The 17,117-nt window shown below is 68.0% G+C and carries 16 protein-coding genes; 7 read left to right on the forward strand and 9 right to left on the reverse strand.

The window, feature by feature from the left end; genetic code table 11:
* Positions 1 to 2: 2 nt before the first annotated feature.
* Positions 3 to 2,168: an ATP-binding protein gene (locus K2X73_RS02400; RefSeq protein WP_294108229.1), complete on the reverse strand. Its 2,166-nt coding sequence runs from the start codon at positions 2,166 to 2,168 to the stop codon at positions 3 to 5.
* A 419-nt stretch (positions 2,169 to 2,587) separates the two neighbouring features.
* Here K2X73_RS02400 and K2X73_RS02405 point away from each other — a divergent pair, with 419 nt between their 5' ends.
* Positions 2,588 to 3,952, forward strand: a complete 1,365-nt coding sequence (locus K2X73_RS02405) for an insulinase family protein (RefSeq protein WP_294108230.1) — start codon at positions 2,588 to 2,590, stop codon at positions 3,950 to 3,952.
* On the opposite strand, the gene ntrC is transcribed toward K2X73_RS02405, so the two are convergent.
* Genes ntrC through dusB form a run of 3 tightly spaced genes read right to left on the reverse strand, consistent with a single transcriptional unit; the run spans position 3,918 to position 7,377 of the window.
* On the reverse strand, positions 3,918 to 5,339 hold the full coding sequence (gene ntrC, locus K2X73_RS02410; protein ID WP_294108231.1) for a nitrogen regulation protein NR(I): 1,422 nt from the start codon (positions 5,337 to 5,339) through the stop codon (positions 3,918 to 3,920). The two genes, K2X73_RS02405 and ntrC, sit on opposite strands and share 35 nt — an antisense overlap.
* Positions 5,336 to 6,403 (reverse strand): ATP-binding protein, encoded by a 1,068-nt coding sequence (locus K2X73_RS02415; protein WP_365980216.1) that lies wholly within the window; start codon positions 6,401 to 6,403, stop codon positions 5,336 to 5,338. Before K2X73_RS02415 ends, ntrC begins: the two co-directional genes overlap by 4 nt.
* Complete coding sequence (gene dusB, locus K2X73_RS02420; protein ID WP_294108232.1) at positions 6,379 to 7,377, reverse strand: tRNA dihydrouridine synthase DusB; 999 nt, start codon at positions 7,375 to 7,377, stop codon at positions 6,379 to 6,381. Before dusB ends, K2X73_RS02415 begins: the two co-directional genes overlap by 25 nt.
* A 406-nt stretch (positions 7,378 to 7,783) precedes the next feature.
* Here dusB and K2X73_RS02425 point away from each other — a divergent pair, with 406 nt between their 5' ends.
* From K2X73_RS02425 to K2X73_RS02435, 3 genes are read left to right on the forward strand one after another with little or no spacing between them, the layout of a single operon-like run.
* The gene (locus K2X73_RS02425) at positions 7,784 to 8,944 is read left to right on the forward strand and encodes a bifunctional 2-C-methyl-D-erythritol 4-phosphate cytidylyltransferase/2-C-methyl-D-erythritol 2,4-cyclodiphosphate synthase (RefSeq protein ID WP_294108233.1); all 1,161 of its coding nucleotides are present in this window, start codon (positions 7,784 to 7,786) and stop codon (positions 8,942 to 8,944) included.
* Positions 8,941 to 9,474 (forward strand): hypothetical protein, encoded by a 534-nt coding sequence (locus K2X73_RS02430; protein WP_294108234.1) that lies wholly within the window; start codon positions 8,941 to 8,943, stop codon positions 9,472 to 9,474. Before K2X73_RS02425 ends, K2X73_RS02430 begins: the two co-directional genes overlap by 4 nt.
* Positions 9,471 to 9,995, forward strand: coding sequence for a CinA family protein (locus tag K2X73_RS02435; protein ID WP_294108235.1), 525 nt, complete (start codon positions 9,471 to 9,473; stop codon positions 9,993 to 9,995). Before K2X73_RS02430 ends, K2X73_RS02435 begins: the two co-directional genes overlap by 4 nt.
* Here K2X73_RS02435 and K2X73_RS02440 read toward each other — a convergent pair.
* A complete protein-coding gene (locus K2X73_RS02440) occupies positions 9,935 to 10,417 on the reverse strand; it encodes a type II toxin-antitoxin system RatA family toxin (protein WP_294108236.1) in 483 nt (160 codons plus the stop codon). The two genes, K2X73_RS02435 and K2X73_RS02440, sit on opposite strands and share 61 nt — an antisense overlap.
* A 4-nt stretch (positions 10,418 to 10,421) precedes the next feature.
* Entirely contained in the window at positions 10,422 to 11,348 is a 927-nt protein-coding gene (gene lipA / locus K2X73_RS02445; RefSeq protein ID WP_294108237.1) for a lipoyl synthase, read from the reverse strand.
* 92 nt (positions 11,349 to 11,440) lie between these two features.
* On the opposite strand from lipA, the gene K2X73_RS02450 reads away from it, so the two are divergent.
* From K2X73_RS02450 to K2X73_RS02460, 3 genes are all read left to right on the forward strand, one after another.
* Positions 11,441 to 12,070, forward strand: coding sequence for a carbonic anhydrase (locus K2X73_RS02450; RefSeq protein WP_294108238.1), 630 nt, complete (start codon positions 11,441 to 11,443; stop codon positions 12,068 to 12,070).
* 137 nt (positions 12,071 to 12,207) lie between these two features.
* On the forward strand, positions 12,208 to 13,191 hold the full coding sequence (locus K2X73_RS02455) for an aspartate carbamoyltransferase catalytic subunit (RefSeq protein ID WP_294108239.1): 984 nt from the start codon (positions 12,208 to 12,210) through the stop codon (positions 13,189 to 13,191).
* Complete coding sequence (locus K2X73_RS02460; protein WP_294108240.1) at positions 13,188 to 14,402, forward strand: amidohydrolase family protein; 1,215 nt, start codon at positions 13,188 to 13,190, stop codon at positions 14,400 to 14,402. Before K2X73_RS02455 ends, K2X73_RS02460 begins: the two co-directional genes overlap by 4 nt.
* A 12-nt stretch (positions 14,403 to 14,414) precedes the next feature.
* Here the strand turns inward: K2X73_RS02460 and K2X73_RS02465 are convergent, their stop codons facing one another.
* From K2X73_RS02465 to K2X73_RS02475, 3 genes are read right to left on the reverse strand one after another with little or no spacing between them, the layout of a single operon-like run.
* Positions 14,415 to 15,761: a tetratricopeptide repeat protein gene (locus tag K2X73_RS02465; protein WP_294108241.1), complete on the reverse strand. Its 1,347-nt coding sequence runs from the start codon at positions 15,759 to 15,761 to the stop codon at positions 14,415 to 14,417.
* Positions 15,758 to 16,285, reverse strand: coding sequence for a hypothetical protein (locus tag K2X73_RS02470; protein WP_365980220.1), 528 nt, complete (start codon positions 16,283 to 16,285; stop codon positions 15,758 to 15,760). The genes K2X73_RS02465 and K2X73_RS02470 overlap by 4 nt, the downstream gene beginning before the upstream one ends.
* A gap of 1 nt (position 16,286) precedes the next feature.
* Positions 16,287 to 17,000, reverse strand: a complete 714-nt coding sequence (locus tag K2X73_RS02475) for a ParA family protein (RefSeq protein WP_294108242.1) — start codon at positions 16,998 to 17,000, stop codon at positions 16,287 to 16,289.
* Positions 17,001 to 17,117 lie beyond the last annotated feature (117 nt).

The raw sequence follows: 17,117 nt of genomic DNA on the forward strand, positions 1-17,117 counted from the left end.
AGCTACTTTCGAAGGCGGGTGAGCTGTGGCGGGGTTGCCTCCTCCGCGACACAGGGTTGTTCAGGCGTGCCGCAGGCGAGGGCGGCGAGCGCGACGGTATCGAAAGCGAGCGTTACGATCGTGCCCCCCTCCGACCGATCGGCGAACGTCATCGCGCCGCCATGCTCCTCGACAATCTTCTTCACGATAGCGAGGCCAAGCCCCGTGCCGCGCGCCCGCGTCGTCATATAGGGTTCAACGATGCGATCGCGTTCGATCGGCAACCCAACGCCGCTGTCCGCGATCGTAATTGTAATCGCACCGGGAGTTTCGTCGAGCCGCATCTCGACCAGCTTCTCGCCATTATCATTTTTAGCTTCAATGGCTTCCACAGCGTTCTTGACCAGGTTTGTCAGCGCTTGACCCAGTTGGCGACGGTCGCAGCGCATTACCGGCGGCGGCTCGTCGTACTGCAGTCGGAAAGCGATGGCGCCATGCGCGACTTCATGGAGGAACATCACCTGACGCGCGATGTCCAGCAACGACTCGTCACGGAACACCGGCTTGGGCATCCGAGCAAAGGACGAGAATTCATCGACCATCCGCCGCAAATCGCCGACCTGGCGGACAATCGTCTCGGTCAGCCGGGCAAAGGTGCCGTCGTCCGCCGGCACGCTCTTGCCATAGCGCCGCTGCAGCCGTTCGGCCGCGAGCTGGATCGGGGTGAGCGGATTCTTGATCTCATGCGCGATCCGCCGCGCCACATCGGCCCAGGCGGCGCGGCGCTGGTCGAGCAATTGCTGGGTGATGTCGTCGAATGTCAGGATCGGTCCGGCATTGGCGCTTGCGACCTTTACCGCCAGCGTACGCGCCTCGCCACGGACGACGATCTGCACCACCGCCTCACGCGCGTCCCCATCAAGCAGCGCGTCGAGCTCGGGCGATAACGCCGCCAGCGGCCGTCCCACCGCGCCGCCCTGCACCGCGAGCAATGCTTCGGCCGAATCGTTGATCAACCGCACCTGGCGAGCGCGATCGATCGATATCACCCCGGCGGACACGCCGGACATCACCGCCTCGATCAGCGCGCGGCGGCTTTCGAGCTGATCATTGGCTGCAACCAGCGCCCCGGTCTGCGTCTCCAGCTGGCCGGTCATCGCATTGAACGCCCGCGCGAGCGTGCCGATCTCGTCGCGGCGGCGCGGCTGGCGCACCCGCGCCGACAAATCGCCCTCGGCAACCGCCCGCGCGGCCGCGACAAGCTCGCCCACGGGCCGCACCAGTCGATCCGCGACAGCGAGCGCCACCCAAACCGCGATACCCACGATCAGAAGCGAAATCAGCAGCAGCGCCGCGTTGAACTGCAGCTGCAGCGAGCGCGACCGGCCGATCAGCGTGCGATAGTCAGACACGACACGCTCACTGCGCCGCAACTGCGCGTTGATCTGCGGATCGAACACGCGCGCGGCATAAAGATAACTGCCCGCGCGCGCATCGAACACGGTCAGCAGGCCGATTCGGTCGCGCTCGGGGATCAGCACAGCGGGCGCTCCGGCGCGGAGTTTGGCGACTAGCGCTGGGGTGATCAAACGCTCGATATCGTTGCGCTCATAGGGATTGACCATGATCAGCCGACGCGCAGGCTGACCAGGTGCTACCTGCACAATCATGCTTTCGGAAAGCTCGCGGCGCAGCACCTGCACAGCATAACCCTCTTGGAATTCACGGCTTTCCATTGGAACGAGGCGCAAATAGCCGCGCAAATCATCGCGCATCGTTAGCGTCTCGCGGGTGTAATGATCTACTTCGGTCTGATAGACGTAGCGCGCGATCGCATAGCTGTTCTCGAGCACGCCACGTGCCCGGTCCGAGAACCAAAATTCGACGCCATATTGGAACAGCAGCGAGGCGAAGATCACGACCAGCAAGGTCGGCACCGCCGCCACCGCCGAGAACAGCGCGACGAGGCGCACATGTAGCCGCCCCTCGCCCCCGATTGGCGAGGCGGCCGCGCGCCGCATCGCGATCCGGCGTCCGAGCAGCACCAGCAATGCCATGCCCGGCAGCAGGTTGGCGACGAGCATCAGCGCGACGAGCGGCGGCGTGAGCAGAACCACCGAATTCGCGCCGCGCGAAATGATCCACCAGCTGGCAAGCGGCACCGCCAGGCCGAGCGCTAGCACGGCCATCTCTACCCAGCGGACGAACGCTTGACGCGCGGGCGCTCCCAACGGGCTAGCAGTCAGAGTCGCGGGCGCGTCCATCGTGGCACCAATACAACAGTCAAGCTGCAGCCGGTAGCCAAGAGTGACATAAAAGCCGCATAGCTCTTCTATCGCGTGCCGAGATGGCAGGAAAAAGGCCGGGTAGAGCAACGACGCCAAGGCGCCCCGCTTTCGCCTTAATGCTTGGTGAGGCTGCCGCTTGCTAGAGGGCTCCCGGCTCTCGGGGAGAGCGAACGGTGCGTGCGATTATAGCCCTGCCCCTTCTCGCACTGTTGCTGGGTGGCGCCGGCGTTCCGCGCGAGGGCGCGCTGCGCCATGGGCCAGCCGGAAGTTGGCGACCGATCCTCCAGGGTCGATTGGCCAACGGCCTTCGCTACGCGATCTTGCCACGCCCCACCAAGGAGCCCGGCATCGCCCTGCTGATGCGCGTCGAAGGCGGTTTCATCGCTGAACGACGCCCCGGTGAGCGGGGCCTCGCGCATCTGATCGAACATCTGGTATTTGACAGTCCCACGCACCGAGCGCCAGGCGAACGCGCGCATTTCGTCAAGGTCGGCCTGCCCCTTACTTTTCCCGCGCCACGCGCCGGCACGACAGATTGGCGCGAGAGCCGTTATTTTGTCAGCACCCGCACCCGCCGCGTCGCCGATATCGATCGGCTGCTCGCCCTGTTCCGGGAAGGCGCGCAAGACCTGACCTTCCGCGCAGACGCGGTCGACGCGCAGCGCGCGGATGTGATGCGCGAAATGGCGGACAAACGGCCCGGCAACATCATTTACGCACGCTATATCGCCGCCGTCGCGCCGGGCACGCCAACCGACGTGATCGACGCACAAAATTCCGACGACGTCCCAAACGCCAGCATCGCGACCATCCGCGCGCTCTACAGCCGACTCTATCGCCCCGAGCATGTGACGATCGTGATCGTGGGGAACGTCGATCCCGCGGAGATAGCCACCCTGATACGCCGCCATTTCGGTAATTGGCGCGGCACAGGGCCTGCCACGAGGCCTTGGCCAATTCCCCCGCTCCGCCCGGCCCGCATTGCCCCGCTCAGCTTCGCCGCTGAGGCACCCGGACGCCGCGGTGCCATCGTCACGGTCGCTCCGGCGCCGCCACTGCCCGCGCGGAGCGCTGCCGAACAGATCGAACGCGACCTGATCGATCGGCTGATAACCCGGATCGTCACCAGGCGGCTGACGCGTCTTCAGGGCGAAAGGCCGCCTGGCCAATTTGGCATGTTCATCGAGACGGGCGCCCACGGCCAGACCGGCGGCCGGCGGTTGGCGCTGTGGGATAACTTCGAACCCGGCCAATGGCGCATGGCGACCGCGCGGCTCGTTCAGACGGTTTGCACAATCAGCGGCAGCGGCTTCGCCTCGGACGAGATCGCTGCCGCGAAAACCGCGTTGATCGAGGAGTTGGCGAGGGCTGATGCCGATGCTCCCGCCGAGGAGAATGTCGCCATCGCGCAGCGGCTTGCGGATGCGGTTGCGAATGGCGCGCTCCTCCCCGCGCCTGGCGCCCTGCTCCGCCATGCCCGCATCTGGCTCCCTATGGTAGACACGCCGATGCTCGATCGCTGGTGGCAGGCGCAGTGGCGATCGGGCCTGCCGCATGTGCGCGTGGAAACGTCCGAGCTTCAGGAAATAGCGTCGCCGGCGACCGCGATCGGCGAGGTGATCAAGGAATGGGGCGCGCCTGGCTGCCCGCTCACCCCCGACCCGGCACCATCCCCAGATCGTTGAGCCGCTTGCGCAGCGTATTGCGGTTCAACCCCAAGGCACGCGCCGCCCGCAACTGATTGCCGCCATGGCGGGCGAGCATCGCCGCGATCAGCGGGCGTTCGACTTCGGCGATCACCCGACCGTACAGGCTGCCATCATCAAGCGCGTGCGGATTTTCGCGGGCAAGGCGCTCGACCAGCGCTTCGACGGCGACGGTGAGATCGGGCGCTTTACCATCTTGCGGCGGAGACGCGCTCGGCGCGCCCAGCAGCGCCGCCATCTCATCGCCCGAGATCACCGCATCCCGCCCCAGCGCGGCCGCGCGGCGCATCGCATTTTCCAGCTCGCGGACGTTGCCAGGCCAGTCATACGCCTCCAGCACGCCCGCCGCTTCGTCGCTAAGCGCCTTAGCCGGCAAGCCCTCCGCCGCAGCGCGATCGAGGAAATGGCGCGCGAGCAGTGGCACGTCCGTGCGGCGCTGGCGAAGGGGGGGCAGCGCGATCGGCACGACGTTCAGTCGGTAGAACAAATCCTCGCGGAACAGCCCGGCGCGCACCTGCGCCTGGAGGTCGCGATTGGTCGCCGCCACGATGCGGACATCGGCACGGATCGGGCGTGCACCGCCAACACTGGTGAACTCGCCCGATTGCAGCACGCGCAGCAGCCGGGTCTGCGCTTCCATGGGCATGTCGCCGATCTCGTCGAGAAAGAGCGTGCCGCCATGCGCCTGCTCGAACCGTCCCGCCATCCGCGCCTGCGCACCGGTAAAGGCGCCGCGTTCGTGGCCGAACAGCTCGGCCTCGATCAGCTCGCGCGGAATCGCCGCCATGTTGAGCGCGACGAATGGCCCATGCGCCCGCGCGCCCAGCTCGTGCAGCGCGCGCGCGACGAGTTCCTTGCCGGTCCCCGATTCGCCCGTCACCAGCACGGTCAGGTCGTTACCAACGACCCGCGCGATCAGCCGGTACACCTCCTGCATCGCCGGCGAGCGGCCGATCAGGGGCAGCTCGGGCTCCACCTCGGACACCGACGACGGCGCCGCCGGGCGCCGGGCCAGCGCCGCGCGCACCGCCGCGTCGAGTGTCGCCAGGTCGAACGGTTTGGGCAGATAGTCGAACGCACCGACCTCGGCTGCCTTGACGGCCGTCGACAGCGTATTGCGCGCCGACAGAATGATCACGGGCAGCTCTGGTCGTTCTTGACGGAGCGCGGCCGCGCGCTCGATCCCATCACCATCGGGGAGCACGACATCGGTGATCAGCACGTCCGGCACCGCCGCGGCGAGCGCGCGGTCGAGCTCGGCGAGGCTGGCGGCGGTGCGCACCTCGTGCCCGGCGCGGCGCAGCGCGGCAGCGACGACCGTGCGGATCGCCGCATCGTCATCCACCATCAATACCCGCGCGCTCATGCCGCCCTCGGCAGCAGCAGGCGGAATACGGTCTGACCGCCTTCGCGCGCATATTGGGCGATGCCGCCCATGTCGCGCATCAGCTTATCGACCAATGCAAGGCCCAGCCCCTGCCCTTCGGGCTTGCCGGAGACGAAGGGATCGAACAGGTGATCCGCAATGTCGGCGGGGGCGCCGGGGCCGTTATCGATCACGCTTAGCTCGATGGGTAGTGGCTGTCGTGGCCGCCCAGGTGCAACGCTCGCCGCCATGCCGTGGCGATAGGCGGTGGCGAGCGTCACCCGTCGATCGGCCTGGTCGGCGGTCGCCTCGACCGCGTTCTTGACGAGGTTCAGCACAACCTGCACCAGCGCGCCCCGGTCCGCGCGCACGGGAGGTAGCGAGGGATCGAAGCGCTCCTCCAGGCGCACCCCGCGCGCGAAACCCGCGAGCGCCACACGGCGAACATCGTCGAGCAGCGGATAGATGTTGAGCGCCTCAGGCGTGAGCGGGCGCGTGTCGGTGAAGCCCTCCATCCGGTCAATCAGCGCGGCGACGCGGTCGACCTCTCGCACGATTAGCGCGGCGAGCGCCGCCTCCTCGCCCGCGACCGCGCCCTGCAGCAACTGCGCGGCACCGCGGATGCCGGAGAGTGGGTTCTTGATTTCATGCGCGAGCATCGCCGCCGCGCCGATGGCCGCGCGCGCCCCGCCGCCCGGGGGCGTCGCGATCCGGCGCGCGGCGGTCTCGGCCAGCGTCACCAGCCGCCACCCGGGCTGATCGGGCACCGGCGTCTCGGCGAAATCGACCCGCAGTGTCCCGCCGCGCGGCGCCCGAAGTTCGGTATCGAACGCGGCAAAGCCCCGCCCCGCGCGCGGCCGGGCATAATCATCGGGCAATTGGATCACCTGCGGCAGCTCGGCCCCCAGCATCGCGCGTTCCGATTGGTTAAGCAGCCGCTCCGCGGCGGCATTGGCATAGGCGATCCGGTCATCGGGGCCGAGCAGCAGCACCGCCATGGGCATCGCGCCGATCAGCTCGGCGAAGCCCGGCGGCGCGCTCAGGCCGCCGCTTTCGTCCGCCACGGCGCATAGAATTCGGCAAGCATCGCCTGCACCCGAACCGGATCGGGCTCCGCATTCACCCGGTTGCGGAATTCAGCCGAGCCGTGCAGCCCGCGCGTGTACCAACCAATATGCTTGCGCGCGAGATTGACGCCGGTGTCCTTGCCATAAAGGCTGAGCATCGCCTGATAATGTTCTATGATCAGGCGATATTGTTCCTCGATCGAGGGATCGGGCAGGCGTCGGCCGGTGCGGAACCACTCCATCACCTGCCCGAGCAGCCAGGGCCGGCCATAGGCGCCGCGCCCAATCATCACCCCGTCCGCACCCGAAAGTTCGAGCGCGCGCTCGGCATGCTCGATCCCGCAGATATCGCCGTTGACGATCACCGGCAGCGAGACCGCCGCCTTCACGCGGGCGACGAATGCCCAATCGGCGCTGCCCTTATACATTTGGTTGCGGGTGCGGCCGTGGACGGTGATCAGTTTCACGCCCAAATCTTCGGCGATGCGCGCGAGCTCGGGAGCGTTGAGGCTCGCATGGTCCCACCCCATCCGCATCTTGAGCGTGACGGGCACTTTCACCGCCTTGACCGTCGCGTCGATCAGCGACGCGGCGTGCTGCAGGTCACGCATCAGCGCCGAGCCCGCGAAGCCGTTGACGATCTTCTTCACCGGACAGCCCATGTTGATGTCGATGATCGCCGCGCCGCGATCCTCGTTCAATTTGGCGGCCTCGGCCATTTCGTGCGGGCTGCAGCCGGCAAGCTGCATGGAGATCGGCTCCTCCGCCGCGTCCCACGCCGCCTTTTGCAGCGACTGGCGGGTCTCCCGGATCATCGCCTGGCTCGCGATCATCTCGGTGACGTTGAGCCCTGAGCCATACCGGCGGACGATGCGACGAAACGGCATGTCGGTGACGCCGGTCATCGGCGCCAGAATTACCGGCGTTTCGATCCGCACCGGACCGATCTGGATGGGGGCGAGCTTGGTCATCATCTGCCTAAAAAGTGGGCAGCATCTAGAGGGGGTGGGGCGGGAGCGCAAGAGAGAGCACGGGCAATGTTCTTTGTTCGCGCAGACACACAGCGGGCGCAGCGATACGTGTTTGAATTACCCTTGTCGCCCCCGCGAAAGCCGGGGCTCTGCTTTTTTCGGTCCCACGTGGACGGCCTCGTGCCTAGCCCAAAAAGTTGCACGACAACCCCTTTCCTTCCCGCGCGAAGGCAGGCGACTAGTTGCGCCGCCGCCGATATCTATCCGCAGCAAATAGGCGCCCCAGCGAATCTGGACCCCGGCCCGCGCCGGGACAGGGTTGGATGAAGGCCGGAAAAGGATTGGAGGAAAGGAGCAAGCTTGCGACCACTGGCGAACGCCAAAACCATCGGCTAGGCGCCCGCCCATGAGCAAGACCATCGCGCTGATCGTCGCCGCGGGAAGCGGCACGCGGATCGGCGGTATCATCCCCAAGCAGTTCGCCCTCCTTGCCGGCAAGCCTATGCTCGCGCACAGCCTTGCGGCGCTGCGCGCGCATCCGGAGATCAATGAGGTCGTCGTCGTCATCGGCGCCGGGCAGGAAGCGCTGCTCGCGGCTGCGGTAGGCGAGGTTCGCCATGTCACCGGCGGCGCCACCCGCCGCGAGTCGGCGCGCAACGGACTGGAGGCGATCGTCGGAGAGGCGCCGGCGCGCGTCCTAATCCACGACGCCGCCCGCCCCTTCCTGCCGCACGCCGTAATCGACCGGCTGCTCGCCGCGCTTGAAAGTATGCCCGGTGCGATCCCCGCCCTGCCCGTCGCCGACACGCTCGCGCGCGGCGGAGGCGAACTCGGCGACATCGTGCCGCGCGACGGCCTGTGGCGGGTGCAGACGCCGCAGGCGTTCCGCTATGACGCCATCCTCGACGCGCACCGCCGCTGGCCGGCCGATGACGAAGCAACCGATGACGCACAGATGCTTCGCCGTTTCGGCGGCGCCGTGACGCTGGTAGAAGGCGATATCATGCTCGACAAAGTGACCTACCCCGCCGACATCGCCGCCGCCGAGGCGCGCCAGGCCGCAACGCTGATCAGCCGCAGCGCGACCGGCTTCGACGTCCACCGGCTGGAGGCGGGCGAGGAGCTTTGGCTCGGTGGCGTGCTGATCCCGCACGACAAGGGCCTGTCGGGCCACAGCGACGCCGATGTCGCGCTCCACGCGCTCACCGACGCGCTGCTCGGCTGCACCGGCGAGGGCGATATCGGCACCCACTTCCCGCCGAGCGATCCGCAATGGAAGGGCGCGGCCTCTTACAAATTCCTCCAGCACGCCGCGCGCATCATCGCCGAGAAGGGCGGCTTGATCGATTTCGTCGACCTGACGATCATCTGCGAGGCACCGAAGATCGGCCCCCACCGCGCCGCGATCCGCGCGCGGATCGCCGAGCTGCTGAACCTCGCGCCCGAACAAGTGAGCATCAAGGCAACCACCACCGAGCGGCTGGGGTTTACCGGACGCGGCGAGGGCATCGCGACGCAAGCCTGCGCCACGGTGCGTCTGCCGCTCGCCGCAAAGGGTGCCGCATGAAGAAGCTGATCGCCGCCGCCTTGCTCTGCATGGGATCGGGCGCGAACGCCGCGCAGACGATCACGATGCAGCTCCCTTGCGTCTCGGCACCCGAGGCGGAGGCGTTGATCACCTCGATCCTGCCCGAGACGATTGAGCAACTGGGCACCAGCTGCGCCGGTCAGTTGCCGCCCGGCGCCCTGCTGCGCCAGCCGCCCACGGCGCTGATCGCGCGCTATCGTGCCGATGCTGACGCCGCTTGGCCCGGTGCGCAAAAAGCGGTGCAACGGCTGGCGGGCGATAACATCGGCGGCCTGCTTTCGGGCAGCCTCGCGCGGCCGCTCATCGCCTCCTTGCTCGCGCCCGCCATCACCCGCGCGGTGCAGCCGGCGGACTGCCCGGCCTACGACCGAATCGTGACGCTCGCCCAGCCGCTGCCGCCGCGCAATCTCGCCGGGCTGCTCGTCGCCGCCTGGGAACTCGCCGACGCGCGCAAGAAGCCCGACACGACCGCGCCGGTGCGCGGCGGCCTGTCGATCTGCAAGCCATGACCGACACCATCCTGCTCCCCGAACTGGTCGACGCCGCGCGCCGCGTGCTTCACGCCAACCGAGCCGCAGGCCGCAAGGTCGCGGTGGCGGAAAGCTGCACCGGCGGGCTCGTTGCCGCCGCGCTCACGGAATTGGGCGGAGCGTCGGACGTGTTCCACGCGGGCTTCGTCACCTATTCCAACGAAGCCAAGATGCGGACCTTAGGCGTCTCCGCCGACATCATCGAAACCTTCGGCGCGGTGTCGGTGGCGACCGCCTGGGCAATGGCACAGGGCGTGCTGGAGGTGAGCGACGCCGATGTCGCGGTGGCCATTACCGGCGTCGCCGGGCCGGGCGGCGGATCGGTCAAGAAGCCTGTGGGCACGGTCGTGTTCGCACGCGCGATCCGCGGCGAAGATCCTGCGCAGGTCGTGGCCGACAAGCGCCACTTTGGCGATCTGGGGCGCGGCGGGGTGCGGCTTCAGGCGGCGCTATGCGCGCTAGAACTGTTGCTGCCCGGCGCGACCTTGGGCGCGCCGTAAAGCGTCGCCGCGCGTGCCTCGAAGGCCCCGATCATCTTCTTCAGCGCCCGATCGAAAACCTGGCCCGCGATCATCTCGAACACCCGGTTCTTGAAGGCGAAATCCACCGAGAAATCGACCAGGCACCCGCCTTGACCGTCGTCGCGGAAACCCCAGTCGTTGTTGAGATATTTCAGCGGGCCGTCGAGATAATCGACATGGATCTTGCTCGGCGCTTGCTTGGTGACGCGCGAGGTGAAGGTTTCGCGCAGCCCTTTGAAGCCCACCACCATGTCCGCGACCATCAGCGTCGGGTTGTCCGATCGCACCCGAATGGCGGAGACCCAGGGTAGGAAGTCGGGATAGCGCGCAACATCGGCAACCATCGCATACATTTGTTCGGGCGCGTAGGGGAGCGCGCGCGTCTCGCTATGCTTGGGCATCGGCTCAGGCCGGACGCCCGGCGGCAAGCTGCATTTCGCGTGCCGCGCGCAGCTTCGCGAAATCGTCCCCGGCGTGATAGCTGGAACGGGTGAGCGGCGAGCTCGCGACGAGCAAGAACCCCTTCGCGCGAGCGATCTGCGCATAGGCGCCGAACGCCTGCGGCGTGACGAACTCGGCGACCTTCGCATGGCGCGGGGTCGGCTGGAGATATTGCCCCATCGTCAGGAAATCGATGTCGGCGGAGCGCATATCGTCCATCACCTGATGGACCTCCAGCCGCTCCTCGCCCAACCCGAGCATAATCCCCGATTTGGTGAAGATCGAGGGATCAAGCCGCTTCACGCTCTCCAGCAGGCGCAGCGAGGCATAATAGCGGGCGCCGGGGCGAATTGTCGGGTAGAGCCGCGGAACGGTTTCGAGGTTGTGATTGTAAACATCGGGCCGCGCAGCGACGATCGCCTCGACCGCCGCCTCATGTTTGTTGCGGAAATCAGGCGTAAGAATTTCGATCGTGGTGGCAGGCGTGGTGCGGCGCAGCGCTTCGATCACCTTGACGAACTGCTTCGCCCCGCCATCGGGTAGATCGTCGCGATCGACCGAGGTGATGACGATATGTTCAAGGCCCAGCTCGGCGGCGGCATCGGCGACGTGCTGCGGTTCGAAGGGATCGACCGCGCGCGGCATCCCGGTCTTCACATTGCAGAAGGCGCAGGCGCGGGTGCAGGTGTCGCCCAGGATCATCACCGTCGCGTGCTTCTTGGTCCAGCATTCGCCGATGTTCGGACAGGCGGCCTCCTCGCAAACGGTGGCGAGGTTAAGGCGGCGCATCAGCGCCTTGGTTTCGGCGAAGCCGGTGCTGGTCGGCGCCTTCACCCGGATCCAATCGGGCTTGCGCGTCCGCGGCCGGGCGAGCGGAGCAATCTCGGTCATAGCCCGCGAGATAGCGACCGCTCCGCCACCGCACAACCTTCCGTCGCCGGCCGCGCTTGCCCGCGCCGCGCCCCTCCCCTAGGCGATCCATGATGAGCGCGTTCGACGATCTGATGGCGGGCTATCGCCGCTTCCGTAAAGCCGGCTGGGCCGGCCAACGCAGCCGCTGGGCGGAACTTTCGCAAGGCCAAGCCCCCAAGGTGATGGTGATTGCCTGCTCCGACAGTCGGGTCGACCCCGCACAGATTTTCGATGTCTCGCCGGGCGAGATTTTCGTCGTGCGCAACGTCGCCAATTTGGTGCCGCCGTTCGAGCCGGACACTGCTCGCCACGGCGTTTCCGCCGCGCTGGAATTCGCGGTAACGCAGCTCGAAGTCGCCGAGATCGTGGTGATGGGGCATGGCGCGTGCGGCGGCGTCGCGGCGGCGCTTACCCGCCGGTTCGAAGGCGCAGCGCCGGGCGCGGGCGGCTTCATCGCGCATTGGATCGACCTGCTCGACGACGCCCGCGATCGGGTGATCGCCAAGCATGGCACCGGACCGGAAGCGGTACGCGCGCTGGAGCTGGAGGCGGTTCGCGTCAGCCTCGCCAACCTGCGCACCTTCCCGCCGATCGCTACTCGCGAGACGGCGGGGAAGCTCACCTTGCGCGGCGCCTATTTCGCGATCGCCGACGGCGTTCTGCACGTGCTGGGGGCGGATGGGCGGTTCGTGGCGGGTTAGGCTTTCGGCGGCGCCAAGCACCTGAAGCCCTCTCCCCTGAAGGTGAGAGGGCTACGATTAACCGGCCACGTCCTCGGCGTCTCCGCGTGAACCAAAACCTTGCGCCGTCTCCCGCCCCGGTCTAGCCAGCCGCTTTAATGCCAGCATCCGATCACCGCCCCGCGACTCTCCTACCCGGTCGCGCCGTTTTCCCGCACCCGCATCTGACCGGGATCGCCGGGCTACAGCCGCACGAGATCATGTTCCTGCTCGACGAGGCCGAGCAGTGGATCGACGCCAACCGCGCGCGCCGCAAGAGCGACAAACTGGCCGGGCTCACCGTGATCAATGCCTTTTTCGAGAACAGCACCCGCACGCTGCTGTCGTTCGAGATCGCCGGCAAGCGGCTTGGCGCCGATGTCGTCAACATGCACGCGGCGCAATCGAGCGTGAAGAAGGGCGAGACGCTGCTCGACACCGCGATGACGCTGAACGCGATGCGGGCGGACGCGATCGTCATTCGCCACCAAAGCTCGGGCGCGGTGCAGCTGATCGCGGACAAGGTCGATTGCCCGGTGCTCAACGCGGGCGATGGGCGGCATGAGCACCCGACCCAGGCGCTGCTTGACGCGCTCACCATCCGGCGGCGGCGTGGCGACATCGCCGGGCAACGGGTGGTGATCTGCGGCGACTTGCTCCACAGCCGGGTCGCACGCTCGAACATTCTGGCGCTCACCGCGCTCGCCGCCGAGGTGCGCGTCGTCGCGCCCTCCACATTGATGCCGGCGGCGATCGAGGCAATGCACGTGACCCCCTTTACCGACTTCGACGCGGCGCTGGAGGGCGCTGACGTCGTGATGATGCTGCGGCTGCAGAATGAACGGATGGACGGCGCCTTCATCCCTTCCACTCGCGAATTCCATGCCCGCTACGGCCTCACCCCCGAACGCCTCGCGCTCGCGAAACCCGACGCGCTGGTGATGCACCCGGGGCCGATGAACCGCGGGGTGGAGATCACCTCCTCGGTCGCCGATCATGAACGTTCGGCGATCACCGAGCAGGTGGAAATGGGGGTCGCCGTGCGCATGGCCTGTCTCGATGTGCTGACGCGACAGGCGCGCGCCGTGGAGGGCTGGGCATGATCGCCTTCACCAACGCTCGCTTGGTGACGCCTGAGGGAGAGCGGCCCGGCGCGCTGCTGATCGAGGGGGACCGGATCGCCGCGCTCGGCACCGTCGCGCTGCCCGAGGGGGCGGAGGTGATCGATCTGGGCGGGCAACTGCTTGCACCCGCGATTGTCGATCTGGGGGTATTCGCGGTGGATGTGGCCGCGTGCCATGCCGGTGGCATCGCCCGGATTGCGCTGATGCCCGATCAGTCGCCGGTGCTCGACGATCCGGGCGTGGTGCAGCGCGCGGCGCTGATCGGGCGGCCCAAATTGTGGATTCACCCGATCGCCGCGGCGACGCGCGGGCTCGCCGGGCGCGAGCTGGCCGAAATGGCGATCTGCGCGGAAGCCGGCGCCAAGGCGGTTGGCACCGGGCGCGGCTGGATCGCGGATGCTGGCGCGATGCGCAAGGTGCTCGGCTATGCGCGCGACCTTGGGCTCACGGTGATCGCCCACGCCGAAGACGGGGGCCTCGCCGCTGGTGCGCTCGCCACCGAGGGCGAAACCGCGACCCGGCTCGGCATCCCCGCCGCGCCCGCCATCGCCGAAGCCTTGGCGGTCGCGCGCGATGTGATGCTGGCGGAGGAAACCGGCGCGCGGCTGCACTTCCGCCAGCTGACCACGGCGGCCGCGTTCGATCTGGTGCGCGCGGCAAAGCGCCGCGGCGTCGCGGTGACGTGCGGGATCACGCCCGCGCATCTGCTGCTGTCAGACATCGCGATGGCCGATTTCCGGACCTTCGCGCACCTCTCCCCGCCGCTTCGCGCCGAGGCCGACCGTCAGGCGGCGCTCGCGGCATTGGCGGATGGGACGATCGATGTGCTCTGCTCGGGCCACGATCCGCGCGGGCCGGAGGAGAAGCGGCTGCCTTTCGCCGATTCGAGCCCGGGCGCGGCGGGGGCGGAGACGTTGCTGGCGCTCGCGCTCGGCTTGGTGCGTGATGATGTGATCACGCTGCCCCGCTTGTTCAACCTGCTCAGCGCCAATCCAGCGCTGTTGCTGGGAGTGGACGCCGGCGTGCTCGCACCCGGTATGCCCGCCGATCTTGTCGCAATCGATCCCGAAACGCCCTGGCGGATCAGCGCCGATCAATATCTCGGCAAGGCGGGAAACACACCGTTCGATGGGCTTCCCGTGCAGGGAAAAGTAACGGGGCTGTGGAAGGGGGGAACGCGGCTGCTATAGGGCCAGCCAGGCTCAGCGCGAGGCTAGTTCTCGCCCCGGCTTGACCCAGCTCGCCAGCTGGTCGCCCGCGCCCAGGCGTACGAAGCAGCTGCCGCCCTTGGCACGATAGGCGGTGCACAGCGCGACCGCTTCGCTCCGAGCAAACCCGCCGAGCGACAGGCGGTAGAAGCTGCCACCGGCCGTCTTCACCGCCATGCCCGAAGGCGTATGGCCGCTGAAACCGGCGAAGCGGCGCGTCGCTCGCAGCCAGCCGTCGCGGGCGACGGCCGCATTCTCGTAAGCGCCGAGCTGGAGGTAGAAATTCCCCGAAGCTGGCGCCTTGGCCGGCGCCGGTTCGGCCTTGGTAGCGACCACCGCCACCACCGGCTTGCTCGCCACGGGCGTTGCGATCCCCTTGGCGGCGACCGCCTTGGCGCGCTTGCCGACGGGGAGCGGCTGGACGACCTCCTGGCGCGGCGCGAACACGATCGCCGGGCGCGCATCGGCCTGGGCGACGACCGGCGCCGCGGCGGGCGCGACTTCGGCCACGGTAACCGGCGCAGCTTCGGCGGCCGCGACGACGGGCGGCGTTGGTTCGGCCGTGGGGGTTTCAACGGTGGCAACCGCCGGCACATCGGCCTTGGGCGCGAGCGCCAGCGCGACCGGCATCCCGGCATCGACCACGGGCACTACTCCGAGCAGGCTTGCGACCTGATCGGCGGCGCCCTGGGGCCGGGCAAACTGCGCCCACTGCGCGATCCGCGCATCAAGATCCTGCGGCGCGACATCGAGCGAGGCGACCGCGCGTGCCTGCGGCCAATTGCCGGCAAGCGCCAGCGCCAGCGCGAGATTCTGACGGGTCTTGGCGTCTGCCCCCGGCGCACGTGCCGCCGTCGAAAGCAGCTCGACCGCGCTCACCGGATCGCCCGCAAGCGCGATCGCGAGGCCGCGATCGGCAGCCGGGATCAGCGCCTCATGCGCCGCCAGCGTCTCGCGCGCGCCGCTCCAGTCGCCCGCCGCGATCTGCGCGAGCGAAAGCGCCAGCGCCGAGCGCGCGTCGTTGGGGGCGAGCGTCAGCGCATCGCGGAGCGCGTCACGCGCCGACACGAAGCGACCCGCCATCAGATAAGCCTGCCCGAGCAGCGCGCGATAGCCTGCATCCTGAGGCGCCGCCTTCACCGCTTGCTCGGCGAATTCCGCCGCGCGGGCATCCCGCTTGGCGAGCGCCTGCCGGGCCTTGGTCGCATAGCTCGCGGCGGTCTTCGCCGCCTGGGTTTCGGTTGGCGCACCGGCATAGGCGGTGCCCTTGATCGTCACCACCGCGCCCGCGCCCATCAGCAATGCCGATGCGCTAAGCATCAAATAAACCCGGCCGTTCATGCCGCATCCCCCTGTACGTCGTCCGGTTGTTCGATCTGCCGCGCCATCGCCTCGACTTCGGGCATGGTGCTGAGAAACTGGTCGAGCGCCTCGGTCACCAGCCGCTGCGACGAATGGCGCTTGAGCGCGCTCGCCAGCCGCAGCCGCAGATGGCGCGCCGGATCGAGCCGCAACGTGAACGCCGCCTTGGTCTTCGCCGTACCCGCCACGACGGGGTTGGCCTCCGTCTCGGCGGCGACAGGCTCCGGCGTGGCCGGCATTTCGACCTCGGCCTGCAACCGGGCGCGCTGGCGCAGCACCGGCGGCGTCTCGACGGGCGGGGCCATTTCGGCGACCGGCGCGGTGAGCGGAACCACGGGCGCAGGCGCCGTGGGATCACCCATGTCGTTCCAGCCGAGATCCTCCAGGCTCGTGCCACCGGTGCCGAAGGCGAGACTTTGCGGGCGCATCGCCGGGCGCGCATGGCCCTTGCGCGCGAGTAGCCCCGAAGAGAGCGAGGCGAAGGGCTTGGGGGTGCTCATCATCTCAGCTCACCACCCGGCGGCCGAAACCGCCTGCCTGACGATTGGGCACGAAGCCCCCCGGCGCGCTGGGCGCACTGAACACGGTGCGGCGGAAATTCTTCTCCAGCCGATCGGAGATATAGGTCCACAGCGCGGTGACCTCGGCGGCGGATTTGCCGTTGGGGTCGACCTCCATGACCGTCCGCCCGTCGATCATCGACGCGGCGAAATCGGTGCGGTGGTGGATGGTGACGGGCGCGACAGTGCCGTGCTGCGACAGCGCGACAGCCGCTTCCGAGGTGATCTTGGCCTTGGGAGTCGCGGCGTTCACCACGAAGATCAGCGGCTTGCCGGCGCGGTCGCACAGATCGACCGTGGCGCCCACCGCGCGCAGATCGTGCGGGCTGGGGCGGGTCGGGATCACGATCAGCTCGGCGACGGCGATAACGCTCTGGATCGCCATGGTAATCGCGGGCGGCGTGTCGATCACCGCCAACCGGAAGCCCTGCTGGCGCAAAATCTCCAGATCGGCGGCGAGCCGCGCGACGGTGGTTTGGGCGAAGGCCGGATAATCGCCGTCGCGCTCGTTCCACCAATCGGAGAGCGATCCTTGCGGGTCGATATCGATCAGCACTACGGGCCCTGCGCCCGCGAGCTGCGCTTGCACCGCGAGATGGCCGGACAAGGTCGTCTTGCCCGATCCGCCTTTCTGCGATGCCATTGCCAAAACGCGCATCATGCCCCCTGGGTGGATTTCCGATTGGGGTGATCGCATGGCGAGTGATAAGAACTGGTAAACGCAGCGGAACGATCCTGCGCTGCGTTAACCATCAAGTGAACGGCGGGGCCGATA

It is taken from the genome of Sphingomonas sp. (assembly GCF_019746665.1).
Lineage (GTDB): Bacteria > Pseudomonadota > Alphaproteobacteria > Sphingomonadales > Sphingomonadaceae > Sphingomonas.